Annotated in this window: 16 protein-coding genes; 10 read left to right on the plus strand and 6 right to left on the minus strand. The window is 71.5% G+C overall.

All coding sequences use genetic code 11. From position 1 onward, the window contains the following. Window position 1 precedes the first annotated feature (1 nt). Entirely contained in the window at window positions 2-421 is a 420-nt protein-coding gene (gene nikR / locus AB1578_04380; GenBank protein MEW6487138.1) for a nickel-responsive transcriptional regulator NikR, read from the minus strand. A 566-nt stretch (window positions 422-987) separates the two neighbouring features. Here nikR and AB1578_04385 point away from each other — a divergent pair. Both AB1578_04385 and AB1578_04390 read left to right on the plus strand, forming a co-directional pair. Beyond that, entirely contained in the window at window positions 988-2,019 is a 1,032-nt protein-coding gene (locus AB1578_04385) for an energy-coupling factor ABC transporter permease (GenBank protein ID MEW6487139.1), read from the plus strand. Between the two features lie 30 nt (window positions 2,020-2,049). Beyond that, entirely contained in the window at window positions 2,050-3,144 is a 1,095-nt protein-coding gene (locus tag AB1578_04390) for an LbtU family siderophore porin (protein MEW6487140.1), read from the plus strand. A gap of 61 nt (window positions 3,145-3,205) precedes the next feature. On the opposite strand, the gene AB1578_04395 is transcribed toward AB1578_04390, so the two are convergent. After that, complete coding sequence (locus AB1578_04395; GenBank protein MEW6487141.1) at window positions 3,206-3,508, minus strand: GIY-YIG nuclease family protein; 303 nt, start codon at window positions 3,506-3,508, stop codon at window positions 3,206-3,208. Between the two features lie 420 nt (window positions 3,509-3,928). Between AB1578_04395 and AB1578_04400 the strand changes: the two genes are divergently transcribed. The 3 genes from AB1578_04400 to AB1578_04410 all read left to right on the plus strand — a co-directional run bounded on the left by AB1578_04400 (window position 3,929) and on the right by AB1578_04410 (window position 6,349). Beyond that, complete coding sequence (locus AB1578_04400) at window positions 3,929-4,861, plus strand: ABC transporter ATP-binding protein (protein ID MEW6487142.1); 933 nt, start codon at window positions 3,929-3,931, stop codon at window positions 4,859-4,861. Window positions 4,862-4,938: 77 nt separating this feature from the next. Continuing rightward, entirely contained in the window at window positions 4,939-5,520 is a 582-nt protein-coding gene (locus AB1578_04405; protein ID MEW6487143.1) for a Uma2 family endonuclease, read from the plus strand. Between the two features lie 40 nt (window positions 5,521-5,560). Further along, window positions 5,561-6,349: an ABC transporter permease gene (locus tag AB1578_04410; GenBank protein ID MEW6487144.1), complete on the plus strand. Its 789-nt coding sequence runs from the start codon at window positions 5,561-5,563 to the stop codon at window positions 6,347-6,349. A 365-nt stretch (window positions 6,350-6,714) separates the two neighbouring features. Here the strand turns inward: AB1578_04410 and AB1578_04415 are convergent, their stop codons facing one another. Beyond that, window positions 6,715-9,702: a proline dehydrogenase family protein gene (locus AB1578_04415; GenBank protein ID MEW6487145.1), complete on the minus strand. Its 2,988-nt coding sequence runs from the start codon at window positions 9,700-9,702 to the stop codon at window positions 6,715-6,717. Next, window positions 9,699-10,949: a threonine ammonia-lyase gene (ilvA, locus tag AB1578_04420; GenBank protein MEW6487146.1), complete on the minus strand. Its 1,251-nt coding sequence runs from the start codon at window positions 10,947-10,949 to the stop codon at window positions 9,699-9,701. The genes AB1578_04415 and ilvA overlap by 4 nt, the downstream gene beginning before the upstream one ends. A 502-nt stretch (window positions 10,950-11,451) precedes the next feature. Here ilvA and pdhA point away from each other — a divergent pair. The 5 genes from pdhA to AB1578_04445 all read left to right on the plus strand — a co-directional run bounded on the left by pdhA (window position 11,452) and on the right by AB1578_04445 (window position 17,006). Continuing rightward, the gene (gene pdhA, locus AB1578_04425) at window positions 11,452-12,537 is read left to right on the plus strand and encodes a pyruvate dehydrogenase (acetyl-transferring) E1 component subunit alpha (GenBank protein MEW6487147.1); all 1,086 of its coding nucleotides are present in this window, start codon (window positions 11,452-11,454) and stop codon (window positions 12,535-12,537) included. Further along, a complete protein-coding gene (locus tag AB1578_04430) occupies window positions 12,530-13,507 on the plus strand; it encodes an alpha-ketoacid dehydrogenase subunit beta (protein MEW6487148.1) in 978 nt (325 codons plus the stop codon). Before pdhA ends, AB1578_04430 begins: the two co-directional genes overlap by 8 nt. A 145-nt stretch (window positions 13,508-13,652) precedes the next feature. Further along, window positions 13,653-15,017, plus strand: a complete 1,365-nt coding sequence (locus AB1578_04435; GenBank protein ID MEW6487149.1) for a dihydrolipoamide acetyltransferase family protein — start codon at window positions 13,653-13,655, stop codon at window positions 15,015-15,017. Window positions 15,018-15,052: 35 nt separating this feature from the next. Continuing rightward, window positions 15,053-15,427, plus strand: a complete 375-nt coding sequence (locus tag AB1578_04440) for a pyridoxamine 5'-phosphate oxidase family protein (GenBank protein MEW6487150.1) — start codon at window positions 15,053-15,055, stop codon at window positions 15,425-15,427. A gap of 4 nt (window positions 15,428-15,431) precedes the next feature. Further along, window positions 15,432-17,006 carry a HAMP domain-containing sensor histidine kinase gene (locus AB1578_04445; protein MEW6487151.1) on the plus strand — a complete coding sequence of 525 codons (1,575 nt, stop codon included), beginning with the start codon at window positions 15,432-15,434 and terminating at the stop codon, window positions 17,004-17,006. A 31-nt stretch (window positions 17,007-17,037) separates the two neighbouring features. Here AB1578_04445 and AB1578_04450 read toward each other — a convergent pair whose 3' ends face one another. Together AB1578_04450 and AB1578_04455 are read right to left on the minus strand one after the other, a co-directional pair. Then, window positions 17,038-17,541, minus strand: a complete 504-nt coding sequence (locus tag AB1578_04450; GenBank protein MEW6487152.1) for a hypothetical protein — start codon at window positions 17,539-17,541, stop codon at window positions 17,038-17,040. Next, the gene (locus AB1578_04455; protein MEW6487153.1) at window positions 17,538-18,113 is read right to left on the minus strand and encodes an NUDIX hydrolase; all 576 of its coding nucleotides are present in this window, start codon (window positions 18,111-18,113) and stop codon (window positions 17,538-17,540) included. The genes AB1578_04450 and AB1578_04455 overlap by 4 nt, the downstream gene beginning before the upstream one ends. Window positions 18,114-18,645: the final 532 nt, after the last annotated feature.

An 18,645-nucleotide genomic window follows, 5' to 3' on the forward strand; every position in this document is an offset into this window, starting at 1 on the left:
CTTAGACCAGATCCTTGCCGGTGGTAGACGTGACGAGCTTGCCGTGTTTGACGCCCTTGGTGCCGATGAGCTCGTCCGCCAGGCGGCGCACCTCGGTGGTCTTGCCCCGCACCACCACGACCTCCAGGCAGTGGTGGGCGTCGAGGTGCACGTGGAGCGCCGAGACGATGGAGCCGTGGTGGCTGTGCTGCTGCTCGGTGAGCTTGTCCGAGAGGTCCCGGGTGTGGTGGTCGTAGACGAGGGTGACGGTGCCCACGATCTCCTCGTCGGACCGGGACCACTGGTCCTCCACCAGGGCGTTGCGGATGAGGTCCCGGATGGCCTCCGAGCGGTTCACGTACCCCTTGCGGTCGATGAGCTCATCGAACCGCTGGAGCAAGCGGTCGTCGATGGAGATTCCAAACCGCACCACCTCGGCCATGACATGTCTCCCCTCCACAGTGCAGAGGGCTCCTGTGTAGACCATCGGAAGCCGGGCGGTCAAGGGCGTGGGGGGCACATCCTGGATCCAACTCCTCGGTGGCAAGCGGGGTCCGGGAGCCCTTGCGCTCCGCCCCGCAATCCACGATGTCCGGAAGCAGTGTAGTCGAGGGAGCCGGTGCTCCGAGCTTCACTGCTTTCGGCTGAGCTGCTGCAGTTCGGTCGAGGCGGCACGGGGCTCCGCTCCAGGGCTCCCGGACCCCGCCCCAGACCTTGGTGGTGGATTCTGGGGCGTGGGGCATGGGGCATGGAGCCGGGGGGCACCGGCGAGAACCCGGGCCTGCCATCTGCCCCATTCGTCGGCTCGGTCGGATCTGTCCGAGCGGTCCCATGGACCGCCCGGTCCCCAACCCGCAACGCGCAACCCGCAACCCGCAACGCGCAACCTGCAACCTGCCAACCCCGTGCTACGCACCCACAAGACTCTTGACCTTGGGTGCGACGCCGGGCTATGGTTGCCGCGTTTCGTGTTACGATTATCAAAAGTGATTACACAGGAGGTCGCCCATGCACATGGCCGATGCGCTCTTGTCCCCCGCCGTGGGCGGGGCCATGTGGGCCGCTACTGCGGCGTCCACGGCTTACTGCTCCCGGAAGGTCCGCGAGGAGATGGACGACCGGAAGGTGCCTCTGATGGGGGTGTTGGGGGCGTTCGTCTTCGCGGCCCAGATGATCAACTTCGCGATCCCGGGCACCGGGTCGAGCGGCCACCTGGGGGGAGGGCTGCTCCTGGCGATCCTCCTCGGCCCCCACGCGGCCTTTCTCGTGATGGCCTCGGTGCTGGCGGTGCAGGCGCTCTTCTTCGCCGACGGGGGGCTCCTGGCCCTGGGGGCCAACATCTTCAACCTGGGCGTTTTCCCGTGTTTCGTGGCCTATCCCCTCCTGTACCGGCCCTTGGCGGGGCGCGACCCCACCCCGGGGCGCATCGCCGCCGCCGCCGTGCTGGCGTCAGTGATCGGCCTCCAGTTCGGCGCCCTGGGCGTGGTACTCCAGACGGTGCTCTCGGGGATCTCCGAGCTGCGCTTTGCCCCGTTCCTCGCCCTCATGCTGCCGATCCACCTGGCCATCGGGGTGGTGGAGGGGCTCGTCACGGCGGCGGTGGTCACCTTCGTAGCGCGCGCCCAGCCGGACATCCTGGCCCGGCAGTCGGCCCCCCGGGCGCGGCCCGGGGCCTCGGTCCGGAGCGTCCTGCTGGGGCTGGGGGCAGCGGCCCTGGTGATCGGGGCCGTGGTTTCCTGGTTCGCCTCCTCCCACCCCGACGGGCTCGAGTGGTCCATCGCCGGGGTGACGGGCTCCGAGGAGGTGGAGCCCCCGGAGGGCGGCGTGCACGAGAGCCTGGGCCGCCTCCAGGAGAAGCTCTCCTTCTTGCCCGACTACGGGTTCCAGTCGTCCGGGGAAGAAGGGGAGGGGGAGGGGGAGCCGGCGTGGCCCGCGGTGGATCCCGGCACGAGCGTTTCCGGGGTGGTGGGCGGCGTGCTGACGTTGGTCGTGGCCGGTGCGGCCGGATGGGTTCTGCGACGCCGAGCGAGAACGGCCTGACCTGTTCCCATTCGCAGGGGAGGAGGAACCGTGAAGAAGCCGCTTGCCGTGGTCCTCGCGTCCACACTCGTGCCCTTGAGCGTAGCCGCCGCCACTCTGGAGGAACGGGTGGAAACCCTGGAGAAGCGCGACGCCGAGCTCTACCACACCCTGGCCGAGCGAAAGTCGGCAGGTCTTCTGGCTTCCATCGGTGAGCGCCTCTGGGTCTCGGGGCTCCTGGAGGTCGAGGCGTCCTACGAGCGGCTCAAGTTCGGAGACGAGGGGCACGAGTCGACCAGCGACCTCGTGGTGGCCGCCGCGCAGCTCGGCTTCGGGGCCCGGATCACCGAGCACGTGGATGGGGCGATCGCGTTTCTCTTCGAGGAGGGCGAGACCGACCCGCCGGAGGTGGATGAGGCGATCATCGGCTACGCCCGCGACGGGTGGTTCGCGCGCTTCGGGCGCCAGTACGTGCCCTTCGGGGAGTTTTCGAGCCACTTCGTCTCCGACCCCTTGACCCTGGAGCTGGGCGAGACCCGGGAGACGGCGGCCCTGGTGGGTTACGCGCACGAGCCCTTCTCCATCGCGGCCTTCCTGTTCAACGGAGATGCCGAACGGGTCAACGCGGCCGGCGAGGCCGAGGAGAGCCACCTGAAGGATTGGGGCGTGGGCGTAAAGCTGATGCCCGTGGAGTGGCTGGAGCTCGGGGGGAGCTTCCTCTCGGACCTGGCCGACACGGATGCGGAGCTGGCTGCGGAGTACCGACGGCGGGTGCCCGGGTGGAGCGCCTACGCGGCCGCCTCCCTCGGCCCGGTGGCGGTGAGCGGTGAGGTGCTGGGCGCGGTGCGGGCGTTTTCGTCCGAGGACCTGGACGAGGACGGCGACGGTTCGGGCGACCGCCCCCTGGCCTGGAACGTGGAGGCCGCGTGGGAGGCCCTGGAAAGTGTGGAACTCGCAGGCCGGGTGGAGGGCAGCCGGGAGTTCGCCGGCCAGCCCGAGCTCCAGTACGGCCTGTGTGCCTCCTGGGGTCCCTGGGAGCACGTGAGCCTATCGCTCGAGTACCTGCGGGGTCGTTTCGACCGGGACTTCGGCGAGGGGCTCAAGTCCCGCGACCGCGTCACGGCCCAGCTGGCGGTGGAGTTCTGACGATCCGCCGCCAGTGTTCCGGGAGCAGGTGGGGCAGGTAGGGGCGACACATGCGTCGCCCCTACGTCCCTTGGAAGGCAGCGGCGCCGGCTGCCTGCCGGGCCAGCGCCGCCTTCGCCGTCCGCGGCAGGGCCTTGAGCTCCCGCTCCCGCCGGGTGGCGGAGCTGCGGTCGGGGTGGGGTTCGGCGTAGACCAGGCGCACGGGCCGGCGGGCCCGGGTGCACCGGGAGGCGGCGCCCCGGTTGTGCTGGGCCAGCCGGCGCGCGACGTCGGTGGTGATGCCGGCGTAGAAGGTGCCGTCGGCGCACAGAAGGAGGTAACAGTACCAAGCAGAGGGGGGAACCGCGCACGGATCTACGCCCACGCCCCATCTCCTCCCCCCGTCGTCGCAGCCCATCGGTCTGGCGAACCTATCATCGACAGCGTTGGGGATTCCAGGCCGTCCAGAATCCGCGACCCAAATCTTTGGGGCGGGGTCCGGGAGTCCTGGAGCGCAGCCCCGTACCGCCTCGACCGAACCGCAGCAGCGAGGCCGAAAGCGGTGAGGGTCGGCGCGCCGGCTCCCTCGGCTACGCTGCATCCGAACACCGCGGATTACGGGGCGGAGCGCAAGGGCTCCCGGACCCCGTTTGCCACCCGGGTGGCGGATCGCGGTCGCCCCGCCCCGTTGCCCGCCTGTCCGCCGCGTGCTACCTTGCGCCTCCGGCCGGGGTTGGGCCGCACGGGAAGCCTTGCCGGGAGGTGGTGCGTGGACGGGTCGCCGCCGAGGCCCGGGGGCCGCGGGGTGGTGTCATCCCAAGGGGAGAGCGACGTGGTGGTGGAGGCCCGGGGGCTGGTGAAGGCCTTCGGGGGCCTTCGCGCCGTGGACGGGGTGGATTTTCGCGTGCGCCGGGGCGAGTGCTTCGGGCTCCTGGGGCCCAACGGGGCGGGCAAGACCACCACCATCCGGATGACCTACGGCTACAGCCCGGTCACGTCCGGCGCCCTCACGGTCTTCGGCATCGACGTGACCCAGGATCGCCGTGCGGTCGCTCAACGGGTGGGGGTGTGCCAGCAGGAAAACAACCTCGACCCCGACCTCACGGTGGAGGAGAACCTGGCGGTCTTCGCCCGGTACTTCGACATCCCCCGGGCCCGCGCGGCGGAGCGGGCCGGCGAGCTCCTGCGCTTCATGGCCCTGGACCACCGCCGCACCTCCCGGGTGCCCGAGCTCTCGGGGGGCATGATGCGCCGCCTGGTGCTCGCCCGCGCCCTCATCAACGACCCCGAGCTCCTCATCCTCGACGAGCCCACCACCGGCCTCGACCCCCAGGCCCGCCACCAGGTGTGGGACAAGGTGGAGGAGCTGCGCGCCCGGGGGCTCACGGTGCTCCTCACCACCCACTACATGGAGGAGGCCGCGCGCCTGTGCGACCGCCTGTTGATCCTCGACCACGGCCGCGTGCTGGTGGAGGGGGAGCCCGCAGCCCTGGTGCGGGAGCACGTGGGGCGCGACGTCATCGAGGTGGACGACCCGAGCCCGGAGCTGCGCGCCCTGGTGGCCCAGGAGGGGTGGTCCCACGAGGCGCTGCCCCATCGGCTCCTGGTGTATTCCAGCGCTGGAGAGGAGGTGTTTCGCCGGATCGGCGAGGGGCACTGCCGGGGGGGGTGCGTGCTCCGCATGGCGACGCTGGAGGACGTGTTCTTGAAGCTCACCGGCCGGGATCTTCGGGAGTAGCCCTTTGGGGGGCCGTCGGTCCGCGGTATGATGGGGCCGACTGTGCGGCTTCGCCGAAGGAGAAGGGAGGGCGGACCATGCTCGTTTCCCCTGCGTCCAGAATGACGCCCGAAGAGTACCTGGAGGCCGAGCGGTCGGCGGAGACGAAGAGCGAGTACTTCGCGGGCGAGGTGTTCGCGATGGCGGGAGCCGGGGAGGCCCACAATCTGGTTGTGGCCAACGTGGTGGGCGAGCTTCGCCAGCGGCTGAAGCAGCGCCCCTGCCGCGTCTACCCCAGCGACCTGCGGGTGCTCGTGAGCGAGACCGGTCTCTACACTTACCCCGACGTCGTGGTCGTGTGCGGCGAGCCCCGTTTCCTCGACGAAAAGCGCGACACGCTCCTGAACCCCACCCTGCTGGTCGAGGTGCTCTCCGACGCCACCGAGGCCTACGACCGGGGAAAGAAGTTTGAGCACTACCGCCGGATCGATTCCCTCCAGGAATACGTGCTGGTGTCACCGACCGCGCCCAGGGTGGAGCGGTTCCTGCGCCAGGAAGGGGGCACCTGGCTCTTCTCCGAGGCCTCGGAAATCGCGGCGACGGCAGAGCTTTCGTCGATCGGGTGCGCGCTTCCGCTCGCCGAGGTGTACGAGAAGATCGAGGGCATCGGGGCCGCGTGATGGGGCTGCCGGGCGGTTTCCTCGGAAGGACCCGCGGGGCATGAGCGCATCATCCCCCAGACTCTCCCGGCGGTTCCTGCGCGTCTGGCAGCGAAACCTCACCGTCTACAAGAAGACCTGGAAGATCGGGTTCGTGCCGCCGCTCCTGGAGCCGCTCTTCTACCTGGTGGCCTTCGGCGCCGGCCTGGGAACCCTGGTGGGCGAGGTGACCTACCAGGGCGCGGCGGTGTCGTACGTGCGCTTCATCGCGCCGGCGCTCCTGGCCGTGACCATCATGCAGAATGCCTTCTTCGAGACCACCTACGCCTCCTACGTCCGGATGTACTACCAGAAGACCTTCGACGCCATGCTCGCCACGCCCCTCTCCCTGGAGGACGTGATTACCGGCGAGATCGCCTGGGGGGCCACCAAGGCGCTCATCTCTGCCGCGATCATGCTGGCCGTGCTCACGCCCTTTGGCCTCGTGGCCTACCCCCACGTCCTGGGGGTCCTCCCTCTGGCCCTCCTGGGGGGCATTGCCTTCGGGTGCGTGGGCATGTGGTTCACCGGGATGGTACCCAACATCGAGGTCTTCAACCTGCCGGTGTTCCTCTTCGTGACCCCCATGTTCCTCTTCAGCGGCACCTTCTTCCCCCTGGAGGCCCTGCCGCGCTGGGCCCAGGCGTTCGCCCAGGTCTTTCCCCTCACCCACCTGGTGGCCCTGGTCCGGGCCCTGGCCCTGGGCCAGGGCCCCCCGGGGTGGTGGTTCTCCCTGGCCTACCTGGCCGCGTTCGCGGGGGTCTTCTACCCCGTGGCCGTGGCCCGCATGCGCCGCCGGCTCATCCGATAGGTGCTCCCCTCGGCAGGGCCGATCGCGCCCCCTGCGGGCCGTCAACAGGGGTCTGTGGATAACGTGTGGGTAAGCCTGTGGAAGGCGGCGGCGATCCCGGCCGGCGCGGGCTTGCCGCCGGGAGCGATGGATTCTTGTGCAAGGAGCGAAGTGTTGATTTGACGGGAAAATTCGAGGTGTGCCCGAAAAAACCCAGGCCAGCCAAGGCGATCGGCGCGGTCAACCGGGGTTGTCCACAGGTTGACGCGTTGCCGCCCCGCGCCCCGGCCATCCGCGGGAGGGTTTCCCTACCGAAAGGAAGGGCGGCGCTCGTTGATCCCGAGTCGGCAGAGGCAGTATCGTGTGTTGCAAGGACCTCCGGGGGGTCAGATCTGGACCCCCGGTGAGAACCCGCGGCGCACCGTGTTTTCGCACACGACCCGGGGATCGGCGAAGTGGAGGAGGTACCCTGGCCCTCCCGCCTTGGTGCCGCCCCCGCTCAGGCCGAAGCCCCCGAAGGGCTGGCGGCCCACCACGGCCCCGGTGCAGGTGCGGTTGAGGTAGAGGTTGCCGACCCGGAATTTGCGGGTGGCGAGGGCGAGGTGGCTCGGGGTGCGGGAGTAGACGGCGCCGGTGAGGGCGTAGTCGGTGGCGGTGGCGACCTGGAGGCCCTCCTCGAAGGTCTCGGCCCGGCAGAGGGCGACGACGGGCCCGAAGAGCTCGTCGCGCATGAGGGGGTGGTCGGGGCTCGAGACCCGGTAGACGGCGGGGGGGACGTACCAGCCGCCTTCCCGCGGGGCGCCCACGAAGAGGGGCTCGGCCCCGGGGCCGGGGTCCGCGAGCACCGTTTGGAGCCGCGCGTAGGACTCCCGGTCCACCACCGGCCCCAGCCGGCAGCCGGGGTCGTCCGGGGGGAGCTGGGGCAGGCTCCGGCAGGCGTCTGCCAGGCGCCGGGCAAAGGGCTCGTGGGCTGTTCCCACGGTGATGACCCGGGAACACGCGGAGCACTTCTGGCCCGCGTACCCGAAGGCCCCCTGGAGCACGCCGGCCACGGCGGCGTCCACGTCGGCGGTCTCGTCCACCACGATCGCGTTCTTTCCCCCCATCTCGCACACGACCCGCTTGACGTGGCGCTGGCCGGCCGCCGTCTCGCCGGCAGCCCGGAGGATGGCGAGCCCCACGGCCTTGCTCCCGGTAAAGGCCACCGTGGCTACCCGGGGGTCGCCCACGAGCCGGGCGCCGACTTCCTCTCCCAGGCCCGGCAAGAAGCACACGACACCGGCGGGAAATCCGGCGGCGAGCAGGTGCTCGAAAAGGGTGTAGCCGGTGCCGCTGGCCTGCTCGGCAGGCTTGAGGAGGACAGGGTTGCCGGCCACCAGCGCCGCGGATGCCATGCCGGTGAGGATGGCCAGGGGAAAGTTCCAGGGGGCGATGACGGCGGTGGGTCCGCGCCCTTCGTACCAGAGGGTGTTCTCTTCTCCGGGGGCGCCCCCGAGGGCGCGGGGGCCGAGCTCGGCCGGGGCCCGGCGCGCATAGTAGCGGCAGTAGTCCACGGCCTCGGCCACGTCTGCGTCGGCCTCCCGCCAGGGCTTTCCGGCCTCGGCGACCTGGACCGCGGCCAGGGCCAGGCGGTCCGCCTCGAGGCGGTCCGCCAGGCGCTCCAGGAGCGCGGCGCGCTTCTCGATGGGTTCGTCCCGCCAGCCGGGCCAGGCCCGGGAGGCCTCCTCCACCGCGTGCGCCACGTCCTGACTCGAGGCGAGGGCCACGCGGGTGGCTGTGCGGTCGGGGGTGCCCGGGCACGGGTGCTCCAGAAAGTGCTGCCCCGGTCGGGTCCTGCCGGCCACGACGACCGGGGCGACAAGGGGCAGCCGGCGCCATACCGCGGCCACGGCGGCGGAGAAGGCGCCGCGGGTGTTCCGGTCCGCAAAGTCCGAGAAGGGACAGTTCTCGAAGGGCACTTCGACGCCCCGGAGCGGCTGCCGCGGGGTGCGCGCCCGGGAGGACTCGGGGGCCGGGCGGGCGAAGAGGACCTCCGGGGCTTCCCGCTCCCGGTGGGTCAGGCGCAGAAACCCCTGGGTGGAGGTATTTTCGAGCAGGCGGCGCACCAGGTACGCCATGCCCGGGACGAGCTCTCCCACGGGGGCGTACACCCGGACCCGGTAGCCCAGGTCGCGAAAGGCCAGCCGCTCCGGCTCGGCCATGCCTGCCAGGGTCTGGATCTCGATGGCCTCCGTGGGAAGACCCAGCTCCCGGGCGGCCACCGCGGCGTGGGCCAGGGACCGCAGGTTGTGGCTCGCGAACGCTGCCTGGAACCACTGTGGCTCCCGAAGCAGGCCCACGGTGAGCTCCTCGAAGCGGGCGTCGGTGGCGGCCTTGTCGGTGAAGACGGGGCAGGGGTAGCCGTGCTGGCGCGAGCGCACGACCTCGGCGTCCCAGTAGGCCCCCTTGGCCAAGCGCACCCCCACGGGCGCCTGTCGGGCGCGGGCGATGGAGAGCAGCCGCTCCAGGTCGCGGCGGGAGCCGCGCAGGTAAGCCTGGAGCGTCATCCCCAGGTGCGGCCAGCTGCGCAGGCCCGGGTGGGACGCGACCTCCTCAAAGAGGTCGAAGGTGAGGTCGTGGAGCTCCCACTGTTCCAGGTCCAGGTGAACCGAGGCGCCGAGCTCTTGCGCCTCGAGGAGCAAGGGGAGGAGCCGCCTTGCCAGGCGGGCGACGCCCCCCGCCGGGTCGGCTGCCTCCAGCCGCGGGTCGAGCGCCGAGACCTTGAGGGAGACGTTTGCCCGGGGGAGCGGGCCCAGGTGCCCCCGGTCGATCCGGCCGTCCGGCGGCCAGGAGGCCACCCGCGCCGGCAGGTTGGCGATCAGGTCCCGGTACCGGTCCCGGCAGGCGTCGGCCTCGCCTTCGCTCAGGGTCGCCTCGCCCAGCAGGTCCACGGTAAAGGCCAGCCCCTGCCGGTGGAGGGCTTCGAGGCCCGGCAGCGCCTGGGCAGCCTCGGCTCCCAGGATGAAGCGGCGGGCCAGGGCCTCCACGTTGCGGCGCACGAGCCGGGCCGTGACGGGTGCCGCTGCTTCCGACCCGGCGATCTTCAGGGCGGCGGCGGGAAGTCCGGGGAGCTCTCGACCCTCGGTAAGCAGGTACTCCTGCACGTGGCGCGCCACCTGCCGGGAGCTCCCCAGGGAGGGGAAGACGTCCACGAAGCGGAAGAGGTCGGTCTTGAAGGCCGGATCGCGCATGGCCCAGTCCAAAGCGCGACCCACCCACCATCGGGTGTCGAAGAGGCCCGGGACCCGATCCCCCATGCGGCGGAGGAGCTCCCGGCCCAGGGCCAGGACCTCGGCGTCGCGCGTCTCGGGAGACAGGGGCTGGTGCGCGGTCATGGGCGCTCTTCCGGCGGGCGGCCCGCCGGGGCGCAGGGGCGGCCCCGGGGCTCCGCCGGGAAGCCGGCGGCGGCCAGCGCCCCGCACAGGGTGCCGATGTGGTCCTCCCCCCGGGTTTCCACGCTTACCTCCACGCGGGTGCGGCCCAGCGGGAGGTCGAGGCTCAGGCGGTCGTGGACGATGTGGAGGATGTTGGCCCTTTCCCGGGCGACCACCGAGAGCAGCGTGCCCAGGGCGCCGGGGGCGTCGTCCAGGACCACGGCGAAGCGCAGGATGCGGCCCGTGCGGATGAGGCCCTGCTCCAGGATGCGGTCCAGGGTGTTGAGATCCACGTTGCCGCCGCTCACCACCACCACCACCCGGTGGCCTCGGATGCTCTCGGGCGGGGCCGCCAACAGGGCGGCCAGGGCTGCCGCTCCGGCCCCCTCCGCCAGGACCTTCTTCTTCTCCAGGAGCTCCACGATGGTCATGGCGATCCGGTCCTCGTCCACGGTGCGCACCTCGTCTACCGCGGTCGCGAGGACCGGGTAGGTCACCGCCCCCACCCGGGGTACGAGAATGCCGTCGGCGATGCTGCGGGCCGGCACCACCGTCACCGGGCCTCCGACCCGCCGCGCCTCCCGGGCGGAGGGGCAGGCCTCGGCCTGGACCCCGACGACCCGGACGCCCGGCCGGGCGTCCTTCACCGCCGCCGTGATTCCGGCGATGAGCCCGCCGCCCCCGACCGGCACCCAGACCTCGTCGAAGCCCGGCACCTGGTCCAGGATCTCGAGCCCCGCGGTGCCCTGGCCCGCCACGATGTCTTCGTCGTCGTAGGGGTGGACGAAGGTGTAGCCTTGGCGGACCATCGTCGATGCCCGTTCCAGGGCCTCCGCGATCGTGCGGCCGTGGAGGATCACCGTGGCGCCGTAGTCCCGGGTGGCGAGCTGCTTCGAGATGGAGGCGCCCTCGGGCATCACCACCGTGGCGGGCACGCCCGTCCACGTGGCGGCCAGGGCGACCCCCTGGGCGTGGTTTCCCGCCGAGGCCGTCACCACCCCTTGGGGGCCTACGGCTTCGCGGCACCGGGAAAGCTTGAAGAGGGCGCCCCGGATCTTGAAGGAGCCGGTGCGCTGCAAGTTCTCGAGCTTGAGGTACACCTGGGCGCCCGTGACCCGGCTGAAGTGCTCCGAGAGGATCAGCGGCGAGGGGGGCACGTGGGTGCGCACCACCTCGAGGGCCCGGCGGAGGGTGGCGGGGTCGACCATGGGGACCTCCCGTTCGCGGTTCGGGGGACGCGGCGGGTTGCGTCCCGGCGAAGATACCTCGCAGGGGGTGTCGCGCAAACCGTAGTACCCCAAATCACCAGTTCGTGTGCGAATCGCATCCAGCTGCGCTCGGCGAATCCCACGACGCAGAGGTCTGAAACCATCGAACCACAAAGACACGAAGACACAAAGGAGATCACTGGAATAAGAAGTGCCCATTCTTTGTGTCATAGTGGTTCAAGGACAGCCTCTAGTACCAAAGACTACTCGTTCGTGTGCTAAACCGCCGACGAGTGAGCCGCACACCGCGCTGGCGGGGAACGAATACATGCGTCACACGAACTTATGCATCGAGGTAGTAGGGCGAGGCCCCGTTTCCCGATTGCCGCGCGGCGGCGGTTTGGAGTCTCCGTCAGGAAATCCTCGTTGCCGGCTCGGCTTTGACACGGCCGGGACCGACGGTACACTCCCGGCCATCCGATTTCCCCGGCATGGAGGACCGATGTACCTGGACCGTTTCGATCCGCTCAAGGGCGAGAGGCTCGAGATCCTCGACGCCGAGGGGAGGGTGGACGAGGCACTGCGCCCGGACCTGCCCGACGGGGAGGTCCGGCGGCTGTACGGGTGGTTGCACCGGGTGCGGGCCGCCGACCGCATGGCGCTCGCCCTCCAGCGGGAGGGGCGCATGGGCACCTACGCCCCCATGGAGGGTCAGGAGGCGTGCCAGATGGCCGCTGCCGCCCTGGGAGAAGCCGACTGGCTCGTGCCGTCGTACCGGGAGACGGGGGCGATGTGGCTGCGGGGTGTGCCGCTTGCCACGCTCTACCGCTACTGGATCGGGGATGAGCGCGGCAGCGTGTGGCCCGGGGAGCTCCAGGTCCTTCCGGTCGCGATCCCGGTGGGGAGCCAGGCGCTCCACGCCGTGGGGCTCGCCTGGGCGCTCAAGCTCCGCAAGGAGCCCGGCGCGGTGCTCGTCTTCTTCGGCGACGGGGCCACCTCCCAGGGGGAGGTCCTGGAGGCCATGAACTTCGCCGGGGTGTTCCAGACGCCTACCGTCTTCTTCTGCCAGAACAACCAGTACGCCATCAGCGTGCCCCGCCGCCGGCAGACGGCCGCCCGGACCATTGCCCAGAAGGCGGTGGCGTTTGGCTTCCCGGGGATTCAGATCTACGGAAACGACCTCTTCTCGGTGATCGGCGCCGTGGGCGAGGCCCTGGACCGGGCCCGTTCGGGCCAGGGGCCGGCGCTCATCGAGGCCCTCACCTATCGGCTGGGCCCCCACACCACCGCCGACGATCCCACCCGCTACCGGGACGAGGCGGAAGTGGAGCGGATGCGCCCCTTCGATCCGCTGCGGCGGGTGCGGGCGTACCTGGAGGGCAAGGGGCTCTGGTCCGAGGCCGACGAGGAAGCCTTGGCCGCCGAGGTGCGGGCAGAGGTGGAGCGGGCCGTGGAGGAGACCTACGCGGTCCCCGAGCCGGACCCCTCCGTTATCTTCGACCACACCTACGCGGCGCTCCCGCCCTACTTGCAGCGACAGAAGGAGGAGCTCCTGGGCTCCCTCGGGGGGGGCGCAGGCCGTGGCTAGGCGCAACGTCGTCTCTGCCCTGAATCTGGCCCTCGATCGGGAGATGGCCCGCAACGAGCGGATCGTGCTCCTGGGGGAGGATGTGGGGGGCGAAGGGGGAGTCTTTCGGGTCACGGAGGGGCTCCAGGAGAAGTACGGCGCCCAGCGCGTGGTGGACACGCCCCTGGCGGAGGCCGGGATCGTGGGGACGGCGCTGGGCCTCGCCCTGGGGGGCATGCTCCCGGTGCCCGAGATCCAGTTCGAGGGGTTTCTCTACCCGGCCCTGAACCAGCTCTGTAACCACATCGCCCGGTACCGCACCCGCACCCGGGGGGGACGGCCCGTGCAGCTGGTGCTGCGCTGCCCCTGGGGGGGCGGCATCCATGCCCCCGAGCACCACTCCGACGCCCCCGAGGCCCTCCTGGCCCACACCCCGGGCCTCACGGTGGTGACGCCGTCGAGTCCCTACGACGCCAAGGGCCTTCTCACGGCGGCGCTCCGCCACCCCGATCCGGTGGTCTTCTGCGAGCCCAAGCGCATCTACCGTGCCGTGAAGCAGGAGGTCCCCGAGGAGGATTACCTGGTCCCCATCGGGAAGGCCGCCGTGGTGCGGGAGGGGAGGGACGCCACGGTCGTGGCGTGGGGCGCGCTCGTTCGGGAGGCCCTGGGGGCCGCCGACCTCCTGGCCGAGGAGGGGGTCTCGGCGGAGGTGGTGGACCTGCGCACCCTGGCGCCCCTGGACGGGGAGACCGTGGCCGCGTCGGTACGCAAGACCGGCCGCCTCGTCGTGGCCCACGAGGCACCCCGCACCTGCGGTCTTGGCGCCGAGCTCGCCGCCCGGGTGGCCGAGGACTGCCTCACCGACCTCCTGGCCCCGGTCGTGCGCGTCACCGGCTTCGACACCGTCGTCCCCTTGGCGAAGCTGGAGCACCACTACCTGCCCGACGCGAAGCGGATCGCCGCCGGCGTGCGCCGGGCGGTGAGGTTTTGAGGGCGGCCGAGAGTGTGAAACGTGAAAGGTGAATGGTGCCGGGGGCGGCGCGTCGGCCATCCGACCGATCGGACCGATCCGACGGATCCGTCGGATTAGGCCGGCGCACCCCCCCCACCCCCAACCTCCAACGAGCAACCCGCAAATGCCCTACGAATTCCGTTTTCCCGACGTCGGAGAAGGCATCGCCGAGGGCGAGATCGTGGAGTGGCGCGTGCGTCCCGGCGACGCCGTGGCGGCCCACCAGATCCTCGTGGTCGTGGAGACCGACAAGGCCGTGGCGGAGATCCCCTCGCCCGTGGCCGGGGTGGTCCGGGAGATCCGGGGAGAGCCGGGAGACGTGATCCCGGTGGGGCAGGTGCTGGCGGTCATCGCCCAGGAGGGAGAGGCGGCGCCTCCCGCCCGCGAGCCGGCCCCCCCGGATGGGATGCAACGTCCGGAGTTCGCCGTGGAGATTCCCATCCCCGGAGGCCGGCGGGGAACCCGCCCCGGGCTTCGGGGAGCGGAGCCTGCCGTGGCGGTTTCCCGAGGGTCCGTGGGGGTCGTGGGGGAGTTGGAGGAGGCGCCGGAGGACGACGGGGAGGCTCGGGAGCAGGCGGAGCCCGAGGCGGGAGTTTCCCGCCCCCGGGCCCGAGTGCTGCCCCGGGACCGGCTCCTGGCCCGGAAGCTCGACGTGGATCCCGATGCCCTGCGGGGCACGGGGCCCGGCGGGAGGGTGACGGAGGAGGATCTGCGGCGGGCAGCCGAACGGGGGCTCCCGGGCCGCGCCGTGACCCCGGCGGCGGGGAGGCCCGGCCGGGACGCCTGGGGACCCGTGGAGCGGGTGCCCCTGCGGGGGGTGCGGCGCAAGGTGGCCGAGGCCATGGTGCGTTCCCTGGCCACGGCGGCCCAGGTTACCACCACCGACGAGGCGCGGGTGGGGCTCTTGGAGCACATCCGGGAGAAGGAGAGAGCGGCTGCGGCGGAGCGGGGGGTGCCGCTCACTTTGCTCGCCTTCGCGGTCAAGGCGGTGGTCTCGGCTCTGCGCCGGGACCCCTGGCTCAACGCCTCCTACGACGACGAAGCCGGCGAGGTGGTGCTCAAGGGCTACTACCACATCGGGGTCGCGGTGGAGACCCGCGACGGGCTCCTCGTGCCCGTGGTGCGCGACGCAGACCGCAAGTCCGTGCTGGAGATCGCCCGGGACCTGCGGGACTTGGCCGAACGTGCGCGCCGCCGGGTCCTCGCCCTGGACGAGCTCCGGGGGGGCACGTTCACCCTCAGCAACTTCGGCTCCATCGGCGGGCTCTATGGGACGCCGATCCTCAATCCCCCGGAGGTGGCGCTCCTGGGGCTCGGGAGGGCCGCCGACCGGCCGGTGGCCGCGCACGGGGGGCTCAAGGTGGAGAAGACGCTCCCCCTGTCCCTCACCTTCGATCACCGGGCCGTGGACGGCGCCACCGCCCAGCACTTCCTGCGCAACGTCGTGCGAAACCTGGAGGACCCGGACCGGTTCCTGCTGGGAGGCTGAGAACCCGGCGGGAACGGCGCGGTCAGGAGGCGAGGATGGCCACAGCTCGATTCCAGGACCTGGAAGGAAAGACCGCCTACCTGGCCACCGCCGACGCCGCCGGGGTGCCCCACCTCGCCGTCGGGGAGATCGTGGAGGTGCGTGCGGAGGCCCTGCTCTTTCGGGGCTGGCTCTGCCCACGCACCCTGGCGAACCTGGAGGACAACCGGGCGGTGTCCCTGGCCGTGGGGCTCGGGCCCGACGGTCTCCAGTTCGTGGGGACGGTGGAGGAGAAGACCATCGACGCCGTGCTCGACGGGTATGGGGCAGCCGACAGGGACGTGCCCCAGGTGCGGTACCGCCTGGCAGTGAAGCCCGCGCAGACGCTGGTCATGACCGACCGGGCCCACACCGACCGCCCCCTGGCGTGAATTCGTGACCGTGCCGCTTCGCTACCGCATCGCCATGCTAAGCGTGCTGTGCCTGTTGCCGGTGGTGGTGGTCTCGTCGGCCGCCCTGGTGAGGGTGGCCGCCAAGGATCTGCGCAAGGAGTCGGAGGCCCACGCGGCCGCCTTTGCCGACACCGTGCGCCGGGCGACGCGGCACGCCATGCTGAGCTTCAACCGGGACGATGTGGACGCCATCATGGAAACCGTCTCGCGGCAGCGGGGAGTCCGGGGGCTGCGGCTCTACGACGAAGCCGGTCGCCACCGCCACCCCCTCGCGGAGGAAGGACCGGATCTGGACCTGGCCGGGCCGGCCTGCACGCGGTGCCACCCCGATCCCCGCCTGGGCCCGCTGATGCCGGAGCAGTGCCTTCACCGGGAAGGGGAGGTCTTGCGCCTGTATACCCAGGTGCCGAGCGATCCCGAGTGTGCCGGCCCGGGCTGCCACGCCGACGGGTGGCGCCTGTTGGGGGTGCTCGAAGTGGAGATGGACGAGTCCCACATCGCCCGCCAGGTGCAAGACTTCGGGGCCCGGGCCGTGGTGGCGGGGCTCGTGGTGCTGGCGGTGGCGGTGCTGCCGCTGCTCCTGGTGTTTCGCTGGGCCTTCGAGAAACCCCTGGCCGAGTGTCTGCGGCTCGTGCGGGCCGTGGGGCGAAGCGACCTGGCGGCCCGAAGCCGGCTCTCCCGGAGCGACGAGTGGGGAGAGCTCCTGGGGGCGTTCGACATCATGATCGGGGCCCTCGCCCAGGCCCGCGCCGACCTGGAAGCCCTCAACCGCGAACTGGAGGCCCAGGTGGCGGCGCGCACGGCCGACCTGGAGGTCGCCCTGGCGGCCGCGCAGGACAGCGACCGCATGAAGACCGAGTTCCTGGCGGGCATCAGCCACGAGCTCTCGACCCCGCTGCAGGCGGTGATCGGGTACGCGGACCTCCTCCTGGACGGCATCGAAGGAGAGCTCGCCCCGGAGCAGCGCCGCGACATCGAGACCATCCGGCGAAACGGCGGCCTCCTGCTCCACCTGGTGGAAAACCTGCTGGAGCTGGCGCGGCTCGAAGGGCATCGTCGCTTCCTGTGCGTGGACCGCATTCGACTCGACGACATCGCGGAAGCCGTGGTGGAGTCCGGTCGCCGGCTGGCGGCCGGCAAGCCCCTGGACGTGGAGCTCCGGGTGGAACCCGGGTGCCCGGCCGTGCTCGGAGAGGCGTCGGCCCTGCGAAACGTCCTCTTCCACCTGGTGGAGAACGCGGTGCGCCATACGGAGGAGGGATGGGTTCGGGTGAGGGTAGGGGAGGCCGCGGATGGGTGGGCCGAGATCGAGGTGTCCGATACCGGGCCGGGGGTGGAGGCCGAGACCCTTCGCGGCGCCCTCCGGGGATTCGTGCCCAAGGGGGGCGGCGGGGGGGTGGGGGTGGGGCTCTCCCTCTCGCGGCGGATTGCCGAGCTCCACGGCGGTGCGCTCGCCGTGGAGAGCGCCGTGGGGCAGGGCACCCGGGTCGTCCTTCGGCTGCCTCCCGCCCCGCCTGCTGCGCCCCCTCCACCCCCCTTTGGCGAGGCGGCGACGTGAGCCCCGGCGGCCGGCCGTCCCCGCTCCGCCCTCAGGCCGGCGGAAACGCCCGGAGAAGGAAGGCCCCCAGGGCCCCATCGGCAGTCCCCTCCTCCAACCGTCGGCGCCGGAGCGCCAGGGTTCCCAGCACCGGTACGCCTCCGGCCTGGAGCCGGCGGGCGAGGCTTCCGAGGTAGCGGTCCTGGTCCCACCCGCCGCACGTGACCAGGAGAGCGGTGGGCGGCAGTCGGGGGCCGAAGCGAGCCAGGTATTCGTTGACGGGGGGGCAGGAAAAGGTCCACTTGGGAAGCGCGAGAAGGCAGCGGTCGAAGGCCCGGGGATCGGGCCACCCCTGGGCCGAGTCTTCCGGCGCCAGCGGCACTCGACAGCCCGGAACGAAGGAGAGCAGCAGCCACACGGGGTAGGGCAGGTCCCAGCGGGGCACGAGGGGGGCCTCGGCGACGCAGTGGCCCCATTCCTCCAGGAGGCTTCGGGAGCGAGCCGCGGCGGCGGCCGTCGTCCCGGTGCGGCTGCACCAGGCCAGCAGGACCTTCACCGGGGTTCCCGACCCGCGCCCGTCCTCGCGTTGCGCCGCCACAGCTCGTACCAGTAGAACGCCGCGAGCACCAGCCCGTGCCGGATCTCGCCCGAGGCGATTCGGGCCGGCACCTCGTCCAGGGGGAAGCGCAACACCCGCAAATCCTCCCCGGCGTCGGGCTCGGGGTCCGCGACCTTCTCGCACCCCAAAGCCAGGTAGGTGTGGCAGAGGTTGTCCTGAAGGGCCGGCTGGGCCTGGACCGCGCCCAAGGGCAGGATTTCCCGAGGGGCGTACCCGGTCTCCTCCAGAAGCTCCCGCCGGGCGGCCGCCGCCGGGTCCTCTCCCGGTCCGTCGAGGATGCCCCCGGGGATCTCCAGGGTCACGGCCCGCACCCCGTGGCGGTACTGGCGTACCATCACCACCTCGCCCGCCTCGGTCACGGGGATCACGTTGACCCAGTCCCGGGTCTCGAGCACGTAGAAGTCGTGGGAGGCCCCCGTGCGCGGGCTCACAGCCCGGTCGCGCCGGAGGCGAAAGATCCGGTAGTCCCCTTCCACGACGGTCTCGGTGACGGGCCAGTGCCGGGGCATCGCTCGCTCCTCTCTCCCGGGGGCCGTGGCCGGCATGTGGTTCGCAGGGGAAGCCGCCTCCCGGTCAGCCGACGCTGCGCGAGGCGCCATCCTACCACCCTGCGTGCGACTTTCCCACGCCGGGGCGGCCCCGCGATCCACCACCTGGGTGGCGAGCGGGGTCCGGGAGCCCCTGCGCTTCGCCGCTGGCCACGAAGGGCGCGTGTCGCGGAGCCCAGGAGCGGCGGGAGCGACCCCGCAATCCGCGCTCATTCGATGAGGGGCCCCTCACGAAACCGGCGCGCCTCGGTTTCCACCGGTTGCGGCGGATCGGTCGATGCGGTACGGGGCTACGCTCCGGGGCGACCCCGCCCCAAGATTCGGTGGTGGATTCTGGGGCGCCTGGTAGCGGTTTCGGCGTGTCGGCCAGGGCGATCGCACATAAAAACCTTAGCCAGCCAGCACTTTGAGGCGATAGGCGTCATCCCAGCCTGCGCGGCGGCGCTTGGTCTGGGTACCGCGCTTGATGGAGGTTTCCTGGGTGAGGAGATTC

The sequence above is a fragment of the Thermodesulfobacteriota bacterium genome (assembly GCA_040756475.1).
GTDB lineage: Bacteria > Desulfobacterota > Deferrisomatia > Deferrisomatales > JACRMM01 > JBFLZB01.